The sequence below is a fragment of the Rhodopseudomonas sp. AAP120 genome, from assembly GCF_001295845.1.
GTDB lineage: Bacteria > Pseudomonadota > Alphaproteobacteria > Rhizobiales > Xanthobacteraceae > Rhodopseudomonas.
Genome location: NZ_LJIC01000114.1, coordinates 1 through 21,679, shown reverse-complemented (window position 1 = coordinate 21,679; position 21,679 = coordinate 1). Strand labels below are relative to the sequence as shown.

The window sequence follows — 21,679 nt, the reverse complement described above, 5'->3', positions numbered from 1 at the left end:
CGCGGAGAACTGACTTGCGTCTGATCAGGTGCCTTGCGCTTCTGGCGCTGGGCTTGATGCTGATTGCGGCGGCCCCGCAGGCATATGCACTCGACGCCGTCAGCGTCCGCAGCGACGCGCCGGCGATCGACCTCACCGGCGTGCTCGAACATCAGCGTAGCGACACCGACCGCATCCAGGTCTCGACCGCGCCCGGCACCGACGGCATCGTCCGCCGCATCGAAGTGCGCGCGCGCGAAGGCGGCCAGAACTGGGTGGTGTTCGCGCTCGCCAACAACACCGACGATCAGCTCGACCGCCTGATCGTGGCGCCGCATTATCGCATGGTGTCGTCCGGCCTGTTCTGGCCGGATCTCGGCCTGTCGCGTATCGCCACCATCACGCCGTCGACCGGCGACCGCCCCGAACGCCAGGACTCGACCACCGCCGATATCTTCCGCGTCACGCTCGACCCCGGTTCGGTGATCACCTTCGTGGCCGAACTACGCACCGACAAGCTGCCGCAGCTCTATCTGTGGGAGCCGGAAGCCTACAAGGACAAGGTCAACTCCTTCACCCTGTACCAGGGCATCGTGATCGGCATCTCGGGCCTGCTGGCGCTGGTGCTGACGATCCTGTTCGTGGTCAAGGGCAGCATCATGTTCCCCGCCGCCGCGGCGCTGGCCTGGGCGGTGCTGGTCTATATCGGCATCGACTTCGGCTTCTGGAGCAAGGTGTTCGACATGTCGGCCGGCGCCGAGCGGGTGTGGCGCGCCTCCGGCGAAGCCATCCTGGCGGCGACGCTGCTCGTCTTCCTGTTCGCCTATCTCAATCTCAGCCGCTGGCACGTGCGCTACTCGCACATCACGCTCGGCTGGCTCGCCTTCCTCGGCTCGCTGGTGGCGCTGGCGCTGTTCGATCCCGCGGTCGCCTCCGGCATCGCCCGGATGTCGCTGGTGCTGATCGCCTTCGCGGGCTTCGCGCTGATCGTGTATCTGTCGACCCACGGTTTCGACCGCGCGGTGCTGCTGATCCCGACCTGGTTCCTGCTGGTGATCTGGGTGGTGGCGTCCGGCATGGCGGTGGCCGGCTCGGTGACCAACGACATCGTCGGCCCGGCGCTGCTCGGCGGCCTGGTGCTGATCGTGATGCTGATCGGCTTCACCGTGATGCAGCACGCCTTCGCGGGCTCCGGCGCGACCGGCGGCGTGGTGTCGGACGTCGAGCGCCGCGCGCTGGCGCTGATCGGCTCCGGCGATCTGATCTGGGACTGGGACGTCTCTGCCGACAAGGTGTTCACCAGTCCCGAGACCGAGGCGCTGCTCGGACTGAAGCGCGGCGCGCTGGAAGGCTCGGCGGCGAGCTGGCTCGAAGTGCTGCACCCGCTCGACCAGGACCGTTTTCGCGCGGCGCTCGACTCGGTGCTCGATCAGCGCCGCGGCCGGCTGACCCAGCACTTCCGGCTGCGCACGCCCGACGGCCACTTCATGTGGTTCGCACTGAAGGCCCGCCCGGTGGTCGGCGCCGACGGCGAAGTCACCCGCGTGGTCGGTACGCTGACCGACGTCACCGAGAGCAAGAACGCCGAAGAGCGGATGCTGCACGACTCGGTGCACGACAACCTGACCGGCCTGCCTAACCGCAAGCTGTTCATGGACCGGCTCGGCGCGGTGGCGAATTTCGCCAAGACGATGCCGAACCTGCGCCCGACCCTGATGGTGATCGACCTCGATCGCTTCAAGCAGGTCAACGACTCGGTCGGCATCGCGGTCGGCGACTCGATCCTGCTGACGCTGGCGCGCCGGCTCACGCGCATCCTCAAGCCGCAGGACACGCTGGCCCGGATCGCCGGCGATCAATTCGGCCTGATCCTGCTGTCCGAACAGGACCCCGCCAAGATCACCGCCTTCGCCGAGACCATCCGCAAGACCATCAAGGCGCCGATCGCCTTCAACGACCGCGAGATCTTCCTCACCGCGTCGATCGGCCTCGCGCTGAGCGACCCGCAAACCCAACTGTCCGACGAGATCATCAAGGACGCCGAGCTGGCGATGTATCACTCCAAGCGGATCGGCGGCGATCGCATCGACGTCTACAAGCCGGCGATGCGGGCACGCAAGTCGGACCGCCTGACGCTGGAATCCGAACTGCGCCGCGCCATTGAGCGCAAGGAAATCACCATCCTGTATCAGCCGATCGTGCGGCTCGAGGATCGCTCGGTCGCCGGCTTCGAAGCGCTGGCGCGCTGGGATCATCCCAAGCTCGGCCGGATGTCGCCGATCGAGTTCATCTCGATCGCCGAGGAGATCGGCCTGATCGTCGAGCTCGGCACCTTCGTGATGGACGAGACCGCCAAGCAGCTGGCGATCTGGCAGCGCGCGATGCGCTCGCGCGAGCCGATCTTCGCCAGCGTCAACGTCTCATCGCGGCAGCTGCTGCGCCACGATCTGATCCACGACGTCCGCACTGTGCTGTCACGCTCCTCGGTGGCGCGCGGCACGCTGAAGCTCGAACTCACCGAGTCCCTGGTGATGGAGAATCCCGAGCACGCCGCGCAGATGCTGCAGCGGATCCGCGAGCTCGGCTGCGGCCTGTCGCTCGACGATTTCGGCACCGGCCACTCGTCGCTGAGCTATCTCCAGCGCTTCCCGTTCGACACCATCAAGATCGATCAGTCGTTCGTCCGCACCACCAGCCGCGGCACCCGTCCGGTGATCCTGAAGTCGATCATCGCGCTGGCGCACGATCTCGGCATGGATGTCGTCGCCGAAGGCGCCGAGACGGATTCGGATGCGGTGGAGCTGTATCAGCTCGGCTGCGAATACGCCCAGGGCTTCGCCTTCGGCGAACCGATGGACGCCGAAGCCGCGATGCGGCTGCTGACGGAAGAACGGCTGGAAGCGGCGAGCTGAGGCACGGCGCTACGCAACGAGTAGGCCGTCATTGCCGGGCTTGACCCGGCAATCCATCTGTCGCAGCCGGTGACGCAAGTACATCCTCATGGTGAGGAGGCGCGCAGCGCCGTCTCGAACCATGGGCCGCGGGCACTGCGTGGCCCCATCCTTCGAGACGCCCGGCTTCGCCGTGCTCCTCAGGATGAGGACTCAGTGCATGTGGGAAGGCCGGATTGCTTCGATTCATCGATGAGCCGCTCGGAATAACGAACGCTCTGGAATACCGGGTCGCCCGCTTTCGCGGGCGATGACGGCAGGGGCGTGGGGCGGTCGTCGCCGCTAACTACGCGTGGCCCGCTTCGGCCGACAGCATCCCCGGCTCGATGCCGAGCTTGTGCAGGGCGCGGTCGTATTTCTCTTCGATGTCGTTGCCGAACACCAGATCGGCATCGGCATCGCAATGCAGGCAGCCATTGTCCTGGATCTCGGTCTCGAGCTGGCCCGGCGCCCAGCCGGCGTAGCCGAGCGCGAGGATCGCGCGCTTCGGGCCGGAGCCGCTGGCGATCGCCTTCAGGATGTCGACGGTGGCGGTCAGAGAAATGCCGTCATCGATCGGCAGAGTGGCGTCCTTGATGAAGAAGTCGCTGGAGTGCAGCACGAAGCCGCGGCCGGTCTCGACCGGCCCGCCGCGCAGCACCTTCATCGACTCGGCATGATCGGGAAGCTTGATCTGTTCGGCCTTCTCGACGATGTCGAGCTGCACCAGCAGTTCGGGAAAATCGATGCTGCCCGCCGGACGATTGACGATAATGCCCATGGCGCCTTCCGATGAATGCGCGCAGATGTAGATCACCGAGCGCGCGAAGCGCTCGTCTTCCATCACCGGCATTGCGATCAGCAACTGGCCGTCGAGATAGCTCCCCTGCTCCGTCGGCCTGGCTTCGCCGGATTTGGGCCTTTTGGACTTGGTCGCCATCAGGGGATCCTCGCGTTGCACCATTATCCTGATATTGGGTGCCAATCCTGTCAATCAACCAGTCGCCGCAGAGTGCCTTCCGAATCACAGGCAATTCAGTGGTTCTCTGCCGTCCGCGTGCGTAAATACGTCACATGATCACAATCGTTCCTGTCCGGCCGGCGCTGATCGCCGCATTGTTTGCGCTGTTTTCGGTGAGCGCGGTTCGTGCCGACGACGCCTCGCCCTGGGTCAGCGAAAGCCACTCTGCGGTGCGGCTGCTGGCAGGATCGCGCAGCGGCGCGGTGCTGCTTGGTGGCATTGCTTTCCAGTTGCAGCCCGGCTGGAAAACTTACTGGCGTTCTCCCGGTGACTCCGGCGTACCGCCGCGGTTCGACTTCTCGAAGTCCGACAACGTGGAAGCCGTGACGATCCTGTGGCCGGCACCGACGGCGTTTCCCGACGGCGCGGGCGGCACCTCGCTCGGCTACAAGTCGAGCGTCGTGCTGCCGCTGCGCATTGTGGCGAAGAACGCCGACAAGCCGGTGACGCTGCGCGCCGCGATCAGCTACGCGGTGTGCGAAAAGCTGTGCGTGCCGGTCGAGGCGGCGCCGGAGCTGACTTTCACCAGCGTCGCCAGCACGCAGGACAGCGCACTGGCCGCGGCTCTCGATACCGTTCCGGTGCCGGCAAATGTCGGCGATCCGAATCCGATCACGATCCGCGACGTGGTGATGCGCGGTGATACCGAGGTCTGGGTCGACGTGGTGGCACCGCCGGCCAGCAAGGTCAGCCTGTTCGTCGAAGGACCGACGCCCGAATGGGCGCTGCCGATTCCCAAACGGGCGCCGAACGCCCCCGAGGGCGTGCAGCGCTTCACCTTCGCGCTGGAGGGATTGCCGCCCGGCGCCCATGCCGAGGGCGCCGCGCTGAAGTTCACCCTGGTCGGCCCCGACAAGGCTTACGAGTTCAACGTCAATTTGAACTGAGCCGGCGCGGCGGTCGGCGCTTCGCCAGCCGCTCGGCCAGGAACGCCGCCAGCACTTCGACGCGCGCCGGCCGCGGCCCGCCCGGCGGCATCACCAGATGCACCGAGCTCTCGCGCTGGTGCCAGCCTTCCAGGATGACCTCGACGGCGCCGGAGGTGATCGCATCGCCGACGATGAACTCCGGCAGATCGGCGATGCCGAGCCCCGCGATCACCGCCGGCAACAACGCCTCGCCATTGTTGACCCGCAGCGGCCCCGACGGCCGCACCGCCGCCTGCTCGCCCTGCGCATTGGTGTAGTGCCAAGCGTTGGGCGTCGACAGATAGGCGTAGCCGAGGCAGCGATGATCGGCGAGCTGCATCGGATGTGTCGGCCGGCCATGACGCTCCAGATAGGAGGTGGCCGCGACCGTGTAGCGCGGCATCGCGCACAGCCGCCGCGCCACCAGTGAGGAATCCGGCAGCGACGCGATGCGCACGCCGGCATCGAAGCCCTCGCCAATCAGATCGACCATCTGGTCGGACAGATGCAGGTCGACCGAGACTTCCGGATAAGCGGCGAGGAAGTCGGGCAGCAGCGGCGCCACCACGTTGACCCCAAAGGTCATCGGCACCGCCAGCCGCACCAGCCCGCGGGGCGCCGCCGATTGCGCCAGCGCCTCGCTCTCGGCCGCCTCGCCGTCCGCCAGCAATTGCGCGGCGCGCTCGGCGAGCCGCTGGCCGGCGTCGGTCAGCGCCAGCCGCCGCGAGGTGCGGTTGAACAGCCGCGCGCCGAGCCGCGCCTCCAGCCGCGTCACCGCCTTGGAGACGGTGGCCTTGGACATCGCCAGCTCGGCCGCCGCCGCCGCGAACGAGCGCAGCTCCACCACCTTGGCGAAGATCGCCAGCGCTTCGAAGTCCGGCAGCTTGGTCATCGGCGGCCCATTGGGTCATTTTTGGAAACAATGAGTTTCAATCATTTCTATTTCTGAAACGCAAGCCGAGGCTTATCCAGACACCAATCACTTCACCGGCGCCGAGGCGGCGCCAAACCAGGGAGAATTCCCATGATTGAACTTCGTCCCTTCACCAAGCTCGGCGGCGCCGATCACGGCTGGCTCAAGGCCAAGCACCACTTCTCGTTCGCCAGCTATTACGACCCGAACAACATGGGCCACGGCGCCCTGCGGGTCTGGAACGACGACGAGATCGCGCCGAACACCGGCTTCCCGCCGCATCCGCATCGCGACATGGAGATCATCACCTATGTGCGCGACGGGGCCATCACCCACGAGGACTCGCTCGGCAACAAGGGCCGCACCGAGGCCGGCGACGTTCAGGTGATGAGCGCGGGTTCGGGGGTGCGGCATTCCGAATACAATCTGGAGCCGGAGACCACCCGGATCTTCCAGATCTGGATCGAGCCGACGCAGGCCGGCGGCCAGCCCACCTGGGGCTCCAAGCCGTTCCCGAAGTCGGATCGCTCCGGCAAGCTCGTCACCATCGCGTCCGGCGTCAAGGGTGACACCGACGCCCTGCCGATCCGGGCCGATGCGCGGGTGCTGGCCACCACGCTGAAGGCCGGCGAGAGCGCCGAATACGAGGCCGGCAAGGCCCGGCACCTGTATCTGGTGCCCGCGGTCGGCAGCGTCGAGGTCAACGGCGTCAAGGTCGACGCCCGCGACGGCGCCGCGATCCGCGATGAGGCCAAGGTCACCATCACGGCGCTCGAAGACGCCGAGGTGGTTCTGGTCGACGCGGCCTAAGGCGGCAGCCTCTCGTCACACACCAACGTCATGCGCGGGCTTGACCCGCGCATCCATCCTCTTCGTGAGAGCTTTTGCGAAGGGGATGGATGGCCGGGTCAAGCCCGGCCATGACGGCTCACTAACAACGCAATCACTCCCCACCCACACCAACCAAACGGAGAGACTCCCATGGCGAAGGTTCTGGTTCTTTACTACTCGGCTTACGGCCACATCGAGACGATGGCGAACGCGGTCGCCGAAGGCGCGCGCGAGGCGGGCGCTCAGGTCGACATCAAGCGCGTGCCCGAGCTGGTGCCGCCGGATGTCGCGAAGGCCTCGTACTACAAGCTCGACCAGGCCGCACCGGTCGCCACCATCGACGATCTCGCCAATTACGACGCGATCATCGTCGGCACCGGCACCCGGTTCGGCCGGATGGCATCGCAGATGGCCAACTTCCTCGACCAGGCCGGCGGTCTGTGGGCCAAGGGCGCGCTGAACGGCAAGGTCGGCGGCGCCTTTACTTCCACCGCAACCCAGCATGGCGGCCAGGAGACCACGCTGTTCTCGATCATTACCAACCTGCTGCATTTCGGCATGGTGGTGGTCGGCCTCAATTACGGCTTCGGCGACCAGATGCGGCTCGACGAGGTGACCGGCGGCGCGCCCTATGGCGCCACCACGATCACCGGCGGCGACGGCTCGCGTCAGCCCAGCGCGACCGAGCTTGCCGGCGCCCGCTATCAGGGCAAGACCGTCGCCGAAACCGCGATCAAGCTGCACGGCTGAGCGCGTCAGTGCGGGCGTCGCCAAGCGCGGCGCCCGCCGGCAAGCGGTGCGAATCGCCGCACCGGCTTGCGCCGACCGGCAGAGAATCCCAGATTAATGCAGATGCATTGATCTTGCATGGCTGGTGTTCCGACGCCAGCCCTACTCGCGCGCGGCGCGGCGCTCTATCTGCGCAAAGCCCGCCGGAGATCGACCATGCTGGAAATGTATTTCATGCTTCAACTCGCCCGCAGCCCGCTGCAAGTGATGGCCAAGCGGCTGATGTGTAAGAGCCTCAGCGTCGCCACCCACGGACGTCGGCAATGCCGCGGCTGTAGTGCTACGTCGCGCGACGCGGACTGAAGCGCCAAGTGATGAAAATGATGCCGAGTGTGAACACCGCGGACCCCAACGCGAACGTCGGCTCGGTGAGCGCCAGCACGGCCGTCGCGGCCCAGCCGATCGACGAGAACGCCTCGGCGAAGGTCGCCAGCCGCGACGAGGTCTGACGCCGCCGGAACTGGCTGCGCCGCGCCTGCACCCGGAACCACAGCTGGATCGCCGTGGCCGAGGCTGCCGCCAGACCGCAGCCGGCAGCGGTGACGAACGCCAGCAGCGGCGACAGCACGGCCAGCGGCACGAGTAGCGGCGCGACCACGATTCCGATTCCCATCAGCACCACTTCGATGCGCGCCCGCGTCACTGCCGCAGCCGGCAGCGGCGCGGTCTCGATCAGATCGGGCGCGTCCTCGCCCGAGATCGTCAGCCACGCCAGGCCCCCGGCGAGCTGACCGGCCGCCATCACAATTACCGGCGCCACCAGCACGACCGCGGTCGAGCTGTCCGAGAAGCTGCGCCACAGCAGCAATGCCGGCGGCACCAGATACAGCAGCTGCATCAGCGACTGCGACATCAGCCACGGGTCGCGCCGCAGCAGCATGAACTCCTTCAGCCGCAGCGCCTGCTGCCGGGAGCGGCGGCGGAAGCGCGGCGTGGTGCCCGGCCGGACGGTCGCGGCGTTGGCGCTTCCTGCGGCGATCACCACCGCGCCGAGCCGCGGCGTTACCCAGATCATCACCAGCCCCAGCAGGATGAGGCTGCCGCTGAGCAGCGCGCCGAGCGCCAGCGTATCACCGAGCACGGCGCGCGCAGGCCACCAGAACACGCTCACCGCATCCGGCGTCCAGCTCGCGGCGGCGCCCGAGGTCAGCACAGAGAACCGCGACAGCGTCCCGGTCGACAGGATCGCGGCGATCTGCAGACCGATAACGAAGCCGGCGCCGATCACCACGGAGACGATCTGCGCCGCCAGCCGCGTTCGCTTCGGCCCCATCAGCTTGAACAGCAGCAGCGCGACCGCGATCGCCGCAGCCGAGGCGGAGATGCCGATCGCCGCGACGACGCCGAACGCCGTCAGCCAATGCGCGCCGCCGCCGAGCGCCAGCACGTCGATCACCGGCGCGGCGAACAGCAGCGCCATCGCCGTGATGGTCAGCGCGATCGCCGCCATCCGCACCGAGAACACCCGCGCCAGCGGCACAGGCGACGACATGATCAGATCGAGATCGGCGCGGCTGTAGAACACCCGCGTCACCGATTCGATCGCCTGCGACAGCATCAACAGCCAGCTCAGCGCCAGCGTCGCGGCGATCACCAGCAGGCTGGTGGTGTCCGCAGCGAGGGTGAGATGCGCGTAGCGGCCGACCAATCCCCAGGCCGGCAGATGCAGCAGGGCTGCGCCAACGATCAGTGCCAGCACGACGTTACGGACCCGCCCGCGGCGGCCGGCCGTGAGCATGCCGAGGAAGTCGCGCCAGGCAAGCCGCAGATCGTGCCGCGCGAAGCTGGCCAGCGTCGCCGTGGTCATGCCGGCACGGCCTCGCCGCCGACCAGCGCGACGAACATATCTTCGAGGCTGGAATCGCCGTTGCCGATCCGGCTGCGCAATTCGCCGAGCGTGCCTTCCGCGACCAGCCGCCCGGCGACGATCACGCCGATCCGGTCGGCCATCCGCTCGGCGACTTCGAGGATATGGGTGGTCATGATCACAGTGCAGCCGGCCTGCACCCGCGCCTGCAGGATCTCCTTGACGCGGCGCGCCGACACCGCGTCGAGCCCGGTCAGCGGCTCATCGAGGATAATCAGTTGCGGCTCGTGGACCAGCGCGCCGGCCAGCGCCACCTTCTGGAGCATGCCCTTGGAGAAGCCCTCGCAGCGCTGATGCTGATGCACCGTCAGGTCGAGTTGTTCGAGTAACCGGATCGACGTGGCCTCGGCGCGATCCGGATCGCAGCCCCACAGCCCGGCGACGAAAGCGAGATATTCCAGCGGCGTCAGCTTGTCGTAAATCATCGGCTCGTCCGACACCCAGGCGGTGACCTGCTTGGCGGCGATCGGATCGGCCAGCGCATCGATGCCGAGCACGCGGATCGATCCGGCGTCCGGCTGCAGCAGCCCCGCCACCATCCGCAGCGTCGTGGTCTTGCCGGCGCCGTTGGGACCGAGCAACGCGTAGAATTCGCCGCGCCGCACCGTGAGATCCAGTCCATCGACCGCGGGGCGATCGAAGCATTTGGTGAGGCCGCGCAGTTCCAGCGCAGAACCGATCGATCCGGTCATGAAGTTCCCGTGCAGCATGGCTGAGCAGCAAAGGCCGCAGCATGGGTGCGAGAAGTTTCGCCGCGATGAATCCGGCCGCCGAAACGACGGCGGCCTCCCGGTTCAGGAGGCCGCCGCACGAAGCGCATGGTTAGCAAGCGGTTAGCAGCTCTGCTCTTCATCAAATGAGAGCCGGCAAGATGGCGTCGCCACAAGCACAACCTCATGGTGAGGAGGCGCGAAGCGCCGTCTCGAACCATGGGCTACGAGTCCCGCGTGGCCCCATCCTTCGAGACGCCCGGCTGCGCCGGGCTCCTCAGGATGAGGACACAGTGCATGTGGAACGCGCGATCGCGCTTCAATCGATGAAGTACTCCAGCAGCAACTCACATCAGCTTGTCGAGCGTGATCGGCAGGTCGCGGATGCGCTTGCCGGTGGCGTTGAACACCGCGTTGGCGACCGCAGCGCCGACGCCGGTGATGCCGATCTCGCCGATACCGCGGGCACCCATCGGGGCGCGCGGATCGGGGATGTCGGTCCAGATCACGTCGATCTCCGGCACGTCGAGATGCACGGGGACGTGATACTCGGCGAGGCTCGGATTCATCACCCGGCCGTTGCGCTCGTCGAACTGCGTCTCCTCCATCAGCGCCAGGCCGAGGCCCATGATGATGCCGCCGCGGAACTGGCTCGCCGCGGTCTTCGGATTGAGGATGCGGCCGCAATCGTAGGAGCCGAGGAAGCGCCGGACGCGGGTTTCGCCGGTGACGCTGCTGACGCCGACTTCGCAGAACAGCGCGCCGAACGAATGCATCGACCAGTGCATCGTCTCGAGCGGCGCCGAGGCGCTGCCTTCGGCTGCGACGTGGTCGCGGCCCGAGCGGGTCAGGATCGACACGTAGCTCTCGTGACGCGACGGATCGTCGAGTTTGGCAAGTCCGCCGTTCAGCGTGCCGACCTCGTCTGGGCCGAGACCGGCCAGCGGCGAGTCGTTGCCGGCGAGTTTCAGCAGTTCCTTGATCAGCACGTGATGCGCGGCGATCACCGAGGCGCCGATCGACGCGGTCTGCTGCGAGCCGCCGGCGAGCACGACACCGGGCAGCATCGAATCCCCGTATGCGAACGTCACCTGATCGCGTGACAGGCCGAGCCGTTCGGCGACCACTTGGGTATGCGCGGTCGCAGTGCCCATGCCCATCTCGTGCGCGGCGATCTCGACCTTGGCGCCGCCGTCGCGAGTCAGCGTGATGCGCGCCGCACCGCCCGGCATGCGGTGATACGGATAGGTCGCGGTGGCGCAGCCCATGCCGACCAGCCACTCGCCATCGCGCATGCTGGCAGCGGTCGGGTTGCGCTTCGACCAGCCGAACCGCTCGGCGCCGGCGCGCCACGCCTCGGCGATGTGCCGCGACGAGAACGGCGTTCCCTTCAGCGGATCTTCTTCCGGCTGATTGAGGAGGCGCAGCTCGACCGGATCGATGCCGAGCGCCACCGCCATCTCGTCGATGGCCGATTCCATCGCGAAGGTGCCGACGGATTCGCCCGGCGCCCGCATGAAGGTGTTGGCGAGCATATCGAGATCGACCACTTGGACGTCGAGCTTGATGTTCGGCGAACCGTAACTACTCATGGTCGGCAGGATGAACGGCTCGGGGAACGCGTTCTGTTTGGCCGTAGCGACCGTGCCGGTGTGGATCAGCGAGATGAAGCGGCCATCCGGCTCGGCACCGATGGCGAAGCGCTGCTCCGTCAGCGTGCGGCCGCCGATCATCCGGTACACTCCCTCGCGCGACAGCGCGATGCGCACCGGCCGGCCGGCGAGCTTGGACGCCGCAGCGCCGAGCACCTGATGCTGCCACAGACACTTGCCGCCGAAGCCGCCGCCGACGAATGGCGAGGTGACGTGGACCTGCTCCTCGGCGATGCCGAAGATATCGCCGAGCGACCAGGCGGTGTGATGAACTGCCTGCGACGCGTCGTGCACGATCAGCCTGTCGCCCTGCCACATCACCGTGGCGGCGTGCGGCTCGATCGCGTTGTGATTGTGCCGCGGCGTCGTGAAGCGGCAATCGACTCTCACCGGAGCGTTGGCGAGCGCGGCTTCGGCATCCCCCTTCTCCGCCTTGAGTGGCTGGCCCATGAACAGACCGGGCTCGGTGCCTTTGGCCCTCGCCGTGGCAAAGCTGGTCACCGCGGCCTCGGTCTCGTAGCTCGCGCGGATCAGCGAGACGGCGTGATCGGCCTGCTCCTGCGTCTCCGCCAGCACCACCGCGATCGGCTGGCCGTTCCAGTGGATACGATCGTCCTGCATGATCGGCAGATTGTCGCAGCCACCTGCCTTCTCGGCCGTCATGAACAGCGGCATCGGCTTCATGCGCGGCGCGTTGCGATGAGTCATCACCAGCGCCACGCCCGGCGCGGCTTCCGCCGCGGCGGTGTCGAGCGTGGCGATCCGGCCCTTCGGGACGGTGCTGAACATCAGCGCCGCGTACAGCATGCCGTCGAGCGCGAACTCCGCCGCGAACGGCGCCGCGCCGCGGACCTTCAGCGGACCGTCGATACGCGGGACCGAGGCCCCGATCGAGCCGTGTTTGGCGCGGATCAACGGATCGGGCTCGCCGCCCGGCATCCAGCTGTCCGGCGCCAGCGCGACAGCCTTCTCCATCACATCCTGCACGGCACCGCGCACGGCTTGTTTGGCTTCATTGACGATGCTCATCGGGCATCTCCTGCGAGTTCGACCAGAACGGCGGTGATCGTGCGTTTGGCCAGTTCGATCTTGAAGGCGTTGTCGCGTAGCGGGACTGCGTCGGCGAGTTCGGCTTCAGCCGCGGCGCGGAACGCCTCGGCCGACGCCTCGCGCCCACGCAGGGCCTGCTCGGCCTTGAGCGCGCGCCACGGCTTATGTGCGACGCCGCCGAGTGCCAGCCGCACGTCCTTGACTTTGCCGCCCTCGAGTTCGAGCGCGGCCGCGACCGACACCAGCGCGAATGCGTAGCTCGAGCGGTCGCGCACCTTGCGATAGGTCGAGCGCGCCGCGATCGGCTGCGGCGGCAGTTCGATCGCGGTGATCAGTTCGCCGGGCTGCAGCGTCGTGTCCTGATCGGGACGATCGCCCGGCAGCCGGTGGAAGTCGCCAAATGGCAAGGTTCGCTTTCCGCCGCTGCCTTCGAGGTGCACCACCGCGTCGAGCGCGACGAGTGCTACGCACATATCGGACGGATGCGTCGCCACGCAGGCTTGCGACGCGCCGAGGATCGCGTGGTTGCGGTTGAAGCCGTCGATCGCGTCGCAGCCCTGCCCCGGGCTGCGCTTGTTACAACGCGATCCGGCGTCGTCGTAGAAGTAGGTACAGCGCGTCCGCTGCAGCAGATTGCCGCCGACCGTCGCCATGTTGCGGATCTGCGCCGAGGCGCCCGCCAGAATGGCACGCGACAGCATCGGATAGCGCGTGCGCACGGCGCGGTGCTCGGCCAGCGCGGTGTTGCGCACCGCGGCGCCGATCAGCAGACCACCGCCCTCGCGCTCGGTGATCTCCGCCGGCAGGTTGGTAATATCCACCAGCGCGCCCGGGCGCTCGATCGTCTCGCGCATCAGGTCGACCAGATTGGTGCCGCCGCCAAGGAATTTGGCCTGCGCGGCGGCGCCGAGCCGCACCGCTTCGGCGACGTCGCCCGCCCGGGAGTAATCGAAGGGAGTCATTCTGCGGCCTCCGCGTAGGTGTCGCGGATCGCCGCGATGATGCCGTTGTGCGCGCCGCAGCGGCACAGATTGCCGCTCATGCGTTCGCGAATTTCGTCGTGCGTCGGCGCGACGTGGTCATCGCCGAGATCACGGGTGACGTGGCTGGGCACCCCGCGCTTGAGTTCGTTGGCCATGCCGACAGCCGAGCAGATCTGGCCGGGCGTGCAGTAGCCGCACTGAAAACCGTCGTGCTCGATAAAGGCCTGCTGCAACGGATGCAGGCCCTCCTCGCCGGCCAGGCCTTCGATGGTGGTCACGCTGCGCCCGGCATGCTGCACGGCCAGCGACAGGCAGGACACAATACGCTCGCCGTCGACCAGAACCGTGCAGGCGCCGCAGGCGCCCTGATTGCAGCCTTTTTTGGTGCCGTGCAGATTGAGCGTCTCGCGCAGCAGGTCGAGCAGCGAGACCCGTGGGTCGGCGGGGATGGGACAGTCGACTCCATTGATGCGGATCGCCGCGGCGGACGCGGCTGGTCGATCAGCGGTCATAAGACCTCCTTTGGGATCAGGACTGAAGCAGGACGCAAGCGGTCGTGGCCGCGCGCGCACGTTGTGCGGAACGGAAGAATCGCTAACCGCTGAGCGGCTTGTTAGTTCGGGACGCTGGTTGGCGAGGCGATGCTGCGTAGCCCGGCGAGCACCGATGTGAGATAACGAACCAGCAACTCCTTATACGGAACATCGTTCCGTTTATCAAGAGGTATTCTTGTGTCCGAAAAGCCGCCGCGAAAACGTGCCGCACCGGCTGCCGCCGGGACGACGCGTCGGGTTCGCGCGGATGCGCAGCGCAACCTGAAGACGCTGCTCGACGCAGCGCTGGCGGTTTTCGCCACGTCCGGGGTGGACGCGCCGGTACGCGAGATCGCCGAAAAGGCCGGCGTCGGCGTCGGCACCTTGTATCGACACTTCCCGCAGCGCTCGGACCTCATCGTCGCGGTGTTTCGCAACGGTGTCGATGCCTGTGCCGACGCTGCCGCCACGCTGGCCGCAGAGTTTCCGCCGGTCGAGGCGCTGTCGCGCTGGATGCAGCGCTACGTCGATTTCATCGCCACCAAGCGCGGCCTGGCGGCGGCGCTGTATTCCGGCAACCCGGCCTACGACAGTCTGCCCGCCTATTTCGAGCAGCGGCTTCGCCCGGCGCTGCAGTCGCTGCTGGATAAGGCAGTCGCAGCCGGCGAGGTGCGGCGCGACGTCGATCCGTTCGATCTGCTCAAGGCGGTCGCTCAACTTTGCACGTCTGGTCCCGGCAACGATCCGGAGCATACCAACCGCATGGTCGCACTGCTGATCGACGGCCTGCGCTACGGCGCCGGTCATGGCAAATAAGCGAACGCCTGGATCGGCTCGAGGGCCGCTCCCCCTCGAGATCCTCTAACGAAAACGGCCTCCGCGAAGGAGGCCGTTCATCCTATGGATCGGTGGATTAATCGTCGTCGTGCTCGATGATCACACGACGGCGCGGCTCTTCGCGATACTGCCGCCGAACCACCACGGTCTCGTCGGGCTCGCGCTCGCGATAGACCCTGCGCTCGCGAACCACATAATGGTCGTCGCGGTCGTAATAGGGGCCGGGGCCGCTGCCGACCGTCACACCCACCGGTCCCACACCGATGCCGACTTCGTCGGCGCTGGCCGGCGCAATTGCGGCGGTCGATAGAGCCGCCAGCGCGGCGGCGGTGATGGCAATCTGCTTGATCATCGGGTCGCTCCCATGCGTCGAATGGCGATGCTGAGCCAATTCGTCGCAGGACGCTTCGTTCCGACGGAACGCCAGTGCACCGAACAAACGCGGGATTGCCCGAGAGGAATGTAGGTTCGGGATTGAACGTGGATCTGGGGATGGTGGGCGCGACAGGGATCGAACCTGTGACCCCCTCGATGTCAACGAGGTGCTCTCCCGCTGAGCTACGCGCCCTCAGATCGTCTTCACGGGTGGCGTCCCTATATCGGCTCCGGGCCAGTCAGGCAAGGACACCAAAGCAGGATTTCGACGGCAATCTCAGGCGGCCAGCATCTTGTTCACTTCGCTGACCAGTTCGCGGAGGTGCACGGGCTTCGACAGCACCTTGGCGTTCTTCGGGGCTTCCGAATCGGAATTCAGCGCCACCGCCGCAAAACCGGTGATGAACATGATCTTGATGTCCGGATCGAGTTCCGAAGCGCGGCGCGCCAGCTCGATTCCGTCCATCTCCGGCATCACGATGTCGGTCAGCAGCATTTCGAACGGCTCCTCGCGCAGCCGCTGGTAGGCCGACATGCCATTGTCGAAGGAGGAAACCTGGAACCCGGCGTTTTCCAACGCCTTGACCAGGAACCGGCGCATGTCGTTGTCGTCTTCGGCGAGGAGGATCTTGTGCATCATTGCTGGACTTCGCATCCGGTCGGGAAAATGTTGATTCACTTAGACCGGCGTTTGGTAAATTTCGGGTGAAATTCTGTCCCCGGGGCATTCTCAGGCGAACAATCCTGCGCTGGATCACGCCGCGAATCAACAAATCGAGGCACTTTCGACCGGGACGATCGTTGGCGTGCAATCTGGAATGATTTTGCTTGGCAGCTCACCCCGATTTCCCACAATGTCGATTTCCACGACATCGGCGGCATAAGCTTGGAGGCCGACGGATTTGGCGGGCGACCATTTGACGGGCGGACGATGATGACCGAATTCGACGGTGAGTTCTCGCCCCCGTTCGAGATCGCCGAGCCCGAAAACTGGCGCGCGCCGATCATTTTCAATTCGCCGCATTCGGGCTCGGTGTACCCCGATGGGTTTCTCAACGCGTCGCGCATCGACCTCGAGGCGCTGCAGCGGTCCGAAGACTCGTTCATGGACGAGTTGATCGACCATCTCTCGCACCGCGGGTTTCCCGTCGTGCGTGCGCATTTCCCCCGCTCTTATATCGACGTCAATCGCGAACCCTACGAGCTCGACCCGCGCATGTTCGTCGGCCGGCTGCCGAGCTTCGCCAACACCCGCTCGATGCGGGTCGCCGGCGGCCTCGGCACCATTCCGCGCGTGGTCGGCGACGGCCAGGAGATCTATCGCGAGCGGATCGCCGTGGACGACGCGCTCGCTCGTATCGAGACGCTGTACAAGCCCTATCACCGCGCGCTGCGGCGGCTGATCAATAAGGCGCACCAGAGCTGGGGAACCGTGATTCTGGTCGATTGCCATTCGATGCCGTCGGTCGGGATCGCCCGCGACGAACCTCGGCGTCCCGATGTGGTGATCGGCGACCGCTACGGCACCAGCTGCGCCGCGCTGATTCCGAGCGTGGTCGAGGAAACGATGGCGGCGCGCGGCTATACGGTCGGCCGCAACAAGCCCTACGCCGGCGGCTTCATCACCGAACATTACGGCAACCCGTCGAGCGGGCTGCACACCGTCCAGGTCGAACTCAACCGCGCGATCTACATGGACGAACGGCTGCGCCAGCGCAGTGAGCGGTTCCGTACCGTCGCGGAGGATTTCACCGTGCTGGCCGATGCGCTCGCCTCGATCCCGCTCAGCGACCTCGGGCCTTTCCAGGCCGCTGCCGAATAGACCGACGCCCCTGCTCGAATCCGGTGCCGGTTTTCGTCCGACATCGCACCGTAAACAGCTGATGATAGAAAAAAGGGCCGCTTGCGAAGGCAAGCGGCCCAAGTCTAGGGAGGAAACGCCCAAGGAGGGCAGCGATAGCGCGAGGCGCTACCGCACCGCAACAATATGCGGCCGCGACGCACAAAGCGCAAGTGTTTTCGAGCGTTTTTCCATGCAAAAAACGCATGTCAGGATACCGTCGACACGCGCCCGGGGCAGACACTTATTTGAGGTAAATCAATGAGATGAAATCGATTGTCTCAGTCCGGCTGCGACATGATTGCGTGGGTTCCCGCTGTTGCCACGACGCTGCCTGCGACAAAAAGCGAACTTAACGCAACAAGCATCCGAAAAATGTGAATGCCGGCTTCGGTGGATGGTTCACCTACTGGACCCCGTACCGTTCCGTAGAATAAGTGAGGCGGACGGGCTTGGCTTCAGGCAAGCCTAGGGTCGTGCAGTTGTAACCCCGGACTGACAAGGATCCCCCGTGACCGTGATCGACTTCGCCGCCTTCATCGGACGCCTTGCGACGTCGTCGGGCGACACCATCCTGCCGTTCTTCCGCACCTCGCTGACGATCGACAATAAGCAGCCCGGCCGCGACTTCGATCCGGTGACCGAGGCCGACCGCGCTGGCGAAGCCGTGATGCGCCGCCTGATCAAGGCAAGCTTCCCCCAGCACGGCATCATCGGCGAGGAGTTCGGCAACGAACGCGAAGACGCCGACTACGTCTGGGTGCTCGATCCGATCGACGGCACCAAATCCTTCATTGCCGGATTTCCGGTGTGGGGCACGCTGATCGCGCTGCTGCACAAGGGCACGCCGGTGTTCGGCATGATGCACCAGCCGTTCATCGGCGAGCGCTTCTCCGGCGACAACGGTTCGGCGTCGTACAAAGGCCCTCCGGGCGAGCGCCGGCTGAGCGTGCGGCGCTGCACTGCTTTGAAGGAAGCCACGCTGTTCACCACGTCGCCGCTGCTGATGAACGAGGCCGACCGCGCGATCTTCGAAAAAGTTCAGGCCGAAGCGCGGCTGACCCGGTTCGGCGGCGACTGCTACGCCTATTGCATGCTGGCGGCCGGCCAGCTCGACCTGGTGATCGAGACCGAGCTGAAGCCCTACGACATCGCGGCGCTGATCCCGATCGTCACCGGCGCCGGCGGCATCGTCACCACCTGGGACGGCAAGCCGGCGCAGAGCGGCGGCCGCATCGTCGCCGCCGGCGACAAGCGCGTCCACGAAGCCGCGCTGAAGATCCTGAACGGCTGACGCCGCGCGTCGCAGCCGCGCCTTGCGCCTGCGGACGTTGTGCGGCCGGATCGGATCGGCTTTAGCTGCCCCATGCCCGATCCGTTTCTCCTGCTCATCGCCGCCGTGTTCGCCTTTGCGGGCTTCGTCAAAGGCGTGATCGGCCTCGGCCTGCCGACGGTCTCGATCGGTCTGCTCGCGGTGGCGATGCCGCCGGCGCAGGCGCTCGCCATCGTGATCGTGCCTGCGATCATCACCAACATTTGGCAGACCTTCGCCGGCCCCTATCTGCGCGACATCCTGCGCCGGCTCTGGCCCCTGATGCTCGGCACCGTGATCGGCATCCGGCTCGGCTCCGGCCTGATGACGGGCCCCTATGCGCGCTACGGCACGCTGGTGCTCGGCGTGCTGCTGGTGGTCTACGGCATCTTCGGGCTGAGCCGGGCGCGCTTTCAGGTCTCGCCGGCGTACGAGAAATGGCTCGGCGGCCCGGTCGGCCTCGTCACCGGCATCGTCTCGGCGGCGACCGGCGTGCAGGTGATCCCGTCGATGCCGTTCATGCAAGCGATCGGCCTCGAGAAGGACGAACTGGTGCAGGCGCTCGGGGTGTTCTTCACCACCGCGACGCTGGCGCTGGCGTTCAACCTCACCGACGCCGGACTGCTCTCGGTCGCAACCGCCCTGCCCGGCGCAATCGCGCTGGTCGCCGCCTTCGCCGGGATGTTCGCCGGTCAGGCGGTGCGGACGCGGATGCATCCCGACCTGTTCCGGCGCTGGTTCCTGGTCTCGATCATCGGCCTCGGGGGTTACCTTGCGGCCGAAACGCTGGTGCGGCTGTTCGGCTGATCAGCGTGCCTGCAGCAGCGCGACGCGCAGACCGAGCGCCACGAACAGCGCCCCGAGGCCGCGGTTGATCCACAGCATCACTCTGCCGGAGCGACGCAGCCGATCCGCGGCCCGCGCCGCGAACGCCGCAAGCGCCAGACAATACAGCGTGCCGTTGGCGACGAAGATCAGCCCCAGCACCAGAAACGCCAGCGCCTTGTGGGGCGCGTCGGCGTCGACGAATTGCGGCAGGAAGGCGAGGAAGAACAGCGCCACTTTCGGATTCAACGCGTTGGTCAGCGCGCCCTGGCGAAACACCTGCACGGGCCGCAGCGCCGGCGCATCGTCCGCAGCCGCCGCAAAGCCGGTCTCCCGCGTCAGTAGCATGCCGATGCCGAGCCAGATCAGATAGGCGGCGCCGATCAGTTTGACGGCGGCGAACGCCACCGTCGAAGCCATCAGCAGCGCGGACAATCCGATCGCCGCCGCACCGACATGCACCAGGCAGCCCGCGCTGACACCGAGCGCAGCCGCGGCGCCGCCACGCCAGCCGAACTGCAGGCCGCGCCCGACGATGAAGGCGGTGTCCGGCCCCGGCGTGACATTGAGTAGCAGCCCCGACGCGACGAACAGCCAGAAATCGTGAATGCCGAGCATTGTAGTTGCGCCTGTGTCCGAGCGGGTCCGTCCATTTCCTCCACGACATGCCCGACCGTCAAGGTTCGCCACCGTTCAAGGATGATGAAGATCGCGGCGGACAAAAAAACGCTTTGTTAAGCTGATCGAAACCGCATCGGGGCCTCCTTGGCGCGGGGGCTTTTGCGAGCAGACGGGATCGACGGCATGACACAACGAGGCAACAGGCTGACGCGCACGGCGGCAATCGCACTGCTCGGCGGCGTGCTGCTGTCAGGCGAGGCCTCGGCGCAGAGCCCGCTCGACATGTTCAACTTCTTCTCCGGTTCGCGGCCGTCCACCAGCGCTGCGCCGGCCGCGCCGCGCCGCGCCACCGTCACGGCCCAGCAGGAGCCGGTCGCCGCACTACCCGGCAACAACGCCGCGCCGGCCTGGAGCGGCGAGGACGGCGCTTCGGGCCATCCGCTGATGACCGCGCAGGCGATCCGCGAAGCCGCAGCCAATTTCGACAACTGCGTCGCTGCGTTCTGGCCGGACGCCGCGCGCCGCGGCATCTCGCGCGACAGCTTCGAACGCTTCACCGCGAACCTGTCGCCCGATCTGCGGCTGATGGACCTGATGGATTCGCAGCCGGAATTCACCAAGGCGATCTGGGACTATCTCGACATCCTGGTGAACGACAACCGGCTCGCCCGCGGCCGCGAGATCCTGGCGCAGTACAAGCCGCAGTTCGACGACGCCGAGCGCGCCTACGGCGTCGACCGCTATATCATCGCATCGATCTGGGGCATCGAAAGCAACTACTCGACCCAGATGGGCGACCGCTACGTGCTGAACTCGACCGCGACGCTGGCCTGCGTCGGCCGCCGCCAGGCGTACTTCAAGGACGAATTCCTCACCGCGCTGGAGATCCTGCATCGCGGCGATTTGCGCCCCGAGCAACTCAAGGGCTCCTGGGCCGGCGCGTTCGGCCCGACCCAGTTCATGCCGACCGCATTCAAGCGCTTCGCCGTCGACGCCGACGGCGACGGCCGCCGCGACGTCGTCGACAACCCCGCCGATTTGATCGCCTCGACCGCCAACAACCTCAAGAAGGACGGCTGGCAGAGCGGCCAGACCTGGGGCTACGAGGTGGTGATGCCGCAGGGCTTCGACTACATGAAGGCCGACCGCAAGCAGATGCTGACGCTGGCCCAATGGGAGCAGATGGGCGTGCGGCGGCCGAACGGCCAGGGCTTCCCGCGCAGCAGCGACAAGGCCTATGTGCTGGCGCCCGCCGGCTCCGAAGGCCCCGGCTTCCTGATGCTGAACAACTTCCGCACCATCATGAAGTACAACCCCGCCGAAGCCTACGCACTGGCGATCGGCCATTTCGCCGACCGCCTGCGCGGCGGCCAACCCTTCGTCCAACCCTGGCCGCGCCACGAACGCGTCCTGTCCCGCAGCGAACGCCTCGAATTGCAACAGCTATTGGCCCAACGCGGCTTCTACCGCGGCACGCCAGATGGCCAGTTCGGCAGCATGACGCGCGAGGCGCTACGGAATTACCAAGCCTCTATCGGAGCACCGGCGGACGGGTTTGCGACGGGGGATATGCTGGAGAGGTTGAGAGGAAGGTAGGGCTTGAAGGGGCTAGCCGACAGGAATTTTGATCTATACAATCTGAACGCGCGTTTATTCACAGTTCAATTAATTCATTGCAACATAACTCGGAATTATGAGCCGTT

At 66.4% G+C, this 21,679-nt stretch carries 19 protein-coding genes and 1 tRNA gene; 9 read left to right on the top strand and 11 right to left on the bottom strand.

The features are described from left to right. The first annotated feature begins 14 nt into the window (after positions 1-14). Positions 15-2,891: an EAL domain-containing protein gene (locus IP86_RS17940; RefSeq protein WP_054163793.1), complete on the top strand. Its 2,877-nt coding sequence runs from the start codon at positions 15-17 to the stop codon at positions 2,889-2,891. A 325-nt stretch (positions 2,892-3,216) separates the two neighbouring features. Here IP86_RS17940 and IP86_RS17935 read toward each other — a convergent pair whose 3' ends face one another. After that, positions 3,217-3,849 carry a YqgE/AlgH family protein gene (locus IP86_RS17935; RefSeq protein WP_054163814.1) on the bottom strand — a complete coding sequence of 211 codons (633 nt, stop codon included), beginning with the start codon at positions 3,847-3,849 and terminating at the stop codon, positions 3,217-3,219. A 134-nt stretch (positions 3,850-3,983) separates the two neighbouring features. On the opposite strand from IP86_RS17935, the gene IP86_RS17930 reads away from it, so the two are divergent. Next, entirely contained in the window at positions 3,984-4,817 is an 834-nt protein-coding gene (locus tag IP86_RS17930) for a protein-disulfide reductase DsbD domain-containing protein (RefSeq protein ID WP_054163792.1), read from the top strand. On the opposite strand, the gene IP86_RS17925 is transcribed toward IP86_RS17930, so the two are convergent. After that, the gene (locus tag IP86_RS17925; protein ID WP_054163791.1) at positions 4,804-5,730 is read right to left on the bottom strand and encodes a LysR family transcriptional regulator; all 927 of its coding nucleotides are present in this window, start codon (positions 5,728-5,730) and stop codon (positions 4,804-4,806) included. The genes IP86_RS17930 and IP86_RS17925 overlap by 14 nt on opposite strands. Positions 5,731-5,862: 132 nt before the next feature. Here IP86_RS17925 and IP86_RS17920 point away from each other — a divergent pair, with 132 nt between their 5' ends. Both IP86_RS17920 and wrbA read left to right on the top strand, forming a co-directional pair. Further along, entirely contained in the window at positions 5,863-6,561 is a 699-nt protein-coding gene (locus tag IP86_RS17920) for a pirin family protein (RefSeq protein WP_054163790.1), read from the top strand. A gap of 171 nt (positions 6,562-6,732) precedes the next feature. Beyond that, entirely contained in the window at positions 6,733-7,332 is a 600-nt protein-coding gene (wrbA, locus tag IP86_RS17915) for an NAD(P)H:quinone oxidoreductase (protein ID WP_054163789.1), read from the top strand. Between the two features lie 319 nt (positions 7,333-7,651). Here the strand turns inward: wrbA and IP86_RS17910 are convergent, their stop codons facing one another. The 5 genes from IP86_RS17910 to IP86_RS17890 all read right to left on the bottom strand — a co-directional run bounded on the left by IP86_RS17910 (position 7,652) and on the right by IP86_RS17890 (position 14,145). After that, a complete protein-coding gene (locus IP86_RS17910; RefSeq protein ID WP_054163788.1) occupies positions 7,652-9,178 on the bottom strand; it encodes a hypothetical protein in 1,527 nt (508 codons plus the stop codon). Further along, on the bottom strand, positions 9,175-9,930 hold the full coding sequence (locus IP86_RS17905; protein ID WP_054163813.1) for an ABC transporter ATP-binding protein: 756 nt from the start codon (positions 9,928-9,930) through the stop codon (positions 9,175-9,177). The genes IP86_RS17910 and IP86_RS17905 overlap by 4 nt, the downstream gene beginning before the upstream one ends. A 365-nt stretch (positions 9,931-10,295) precedes the next feature. Continuing rightward, positions 10,296-12,575, bottom strand: coding sequence for a xanthine dehydrogenase family protein molybdopterin-binding subunit (locus IP86_RS17900; RefSeq protein ID WP_197279866.1), 2,280 nt, complete (start codon positions 12,573-12,575; stop codon positions 10,296-10,298). Positions 12,576-12,625: 50 nt separating this feature from the next. Then, positions 12,626-13,612, bottom strand: a complete 987-nt coding sequence (locus tag IP86_RS17895; RefSeq protein ID WP_054163786.1) for an FAD binding domain-containing protein — start codon at positions 13,610-13,612, stop codon at positions 12,626-12,628. Further along, positions 13,609-14,145, bottom strand: coding sequence for a 2Fe-2S iron-sulfur cluster-binding protein (locus IP86_RS17890; protein ID WP_054163785.1), 537 nt, complete (start codon positions 14,143-14,145; stop codon positions 13,609-13,611). Before IP86_RS17890 ends, IP86_RS17895 begins: the two co-directional genes overlap by 4 nt. Positions 14,146-14,364: 219 nt before the next feature. Here IP86_RS17890 and IP86_RS17885 point away from each other — a divergent pair, with 219 nt between their 5' ends. Next, a complete protein-coding gene (locus IP86_RS17885; RefSeq protein WP_054163784.1) occupies positions 14,365-14,982 on the top strand; it encodes a TetR/AcrR family transcriptional regulator in 618 nt (205 codons plus the stop codon). A 97-nt stretch (positions 14,983-15,079) separates the two neighbouring features. Here IP86_RS17885 and IP86_RS17880 read toward each other — a convergent pair whose 3' ends face one another. The 3 genes from IP86_RS17880 to cpdR form a co-directional block, all read right to left on the bottom strand. Continuing rightward, positions 15,080-15,355: a hypothetical protein gene (locus IP86_RS17880; RefSeq protein ID WP_082364071.1), complete on the bottom strand. Its 276-nt coding sequence runs from the start codon at positions 15,353-15,355 to the stop codon at positions 15,080-15,082. 141 nt (positions 15,356-15,496) lie between these two features. Next, positions 15,497-15,571: transfer RNA gene (locus tag IP86_RS17875), tRNA-Val, on the bottom strand. A gap of 84 nt (positions 15,572-15,655) precedes the next feature. Continuing rightward, positions 15,656-16,015 (bottom strand): cell cycle two-component system response regulator CpdR, encoded by a 360-nt coding sequence (cpdR, locus tag IP86_RS17870; protein ID WP_011443381.1) that lies wholly within the window; start codon positions 16,013-16,015, stop codon positions 15,656-15,658. A 297-nt stretch (positions 16,016-16,312) separates the two neighbouring features. Here cpdR and IP86_RS17865 point away from each other — a divergent pair, with 297 nt between their 5' ends. The 3 genes from IP86_RS17865 (at position 16,313) to IP86_RS17855 (ending at position 19,337) form a co-directional block, all read left to right on the top strand. Continuing rightward, entirely contained in the window at positions 16,313-17,200 is an 888-nt protein-coding gene (locus IP86_RS17865; RefSeq protein WP_054163812.1) for an N-formylglutamate amidohydrolase, read from the top strand. Between the two features lie 529 nt (positions 17,201-17,729). Continuing rightward, on the top strand, positions 17,730-18,512 hold the full coding sequence (gene hisN / locus IP86_RS17860; RefSeq protein WP_054163782.1) for a histidinol-phosphatase: 783 nt from the start codon (positions 17,730-17,732) through the stop codon (positions 18,510-18,512). Positions 18,513-18,584: 72 nt separating this feature from the next. Next, positions 18,585-19,337: a sulfite exporter TauE/SafE family protein gene (locus tag IP86_RS17855; RefSeq protein WP_054163781.1), complete on the top strand. Its 753-nt coding sequence runs from the start codon at positions 18,585-18,587 to the stop codon at positions 19,335-19,337. Here IP86_RS17855 and IP86_RS17850 read toward each other — a convergent pair whose 3' ends face one another. After that, positions 19,338-19,973: a LysE family translocator gene (locus IP86_RS17850; protein ID WP_054163780.1), complete on the bottom strand. Its 636-nt coding sequence runs from the start codon at positions 19,971-19,973 to the stop codon at positions 19,338-19,340. 186 nt (positions 19,974-20,159) lie between these two features. On the opposite strand from IP86_RS17850, the gene IP86_RS17845 reads away from it, so the two are divergent. Continuing rightward, positions 20,160-21,572: a lytic murein transglycosylase gene (locus IP86_RS17845; protein ID WP_054163779.1), complete on the top strand. Its 1,413-nt coding sequence runs from the start codon at positions 20,160-20,162 to the stop codon at positions 21,570-21,572. Positions 21,573-21,679: the final 107 nt, after the last annotated feature.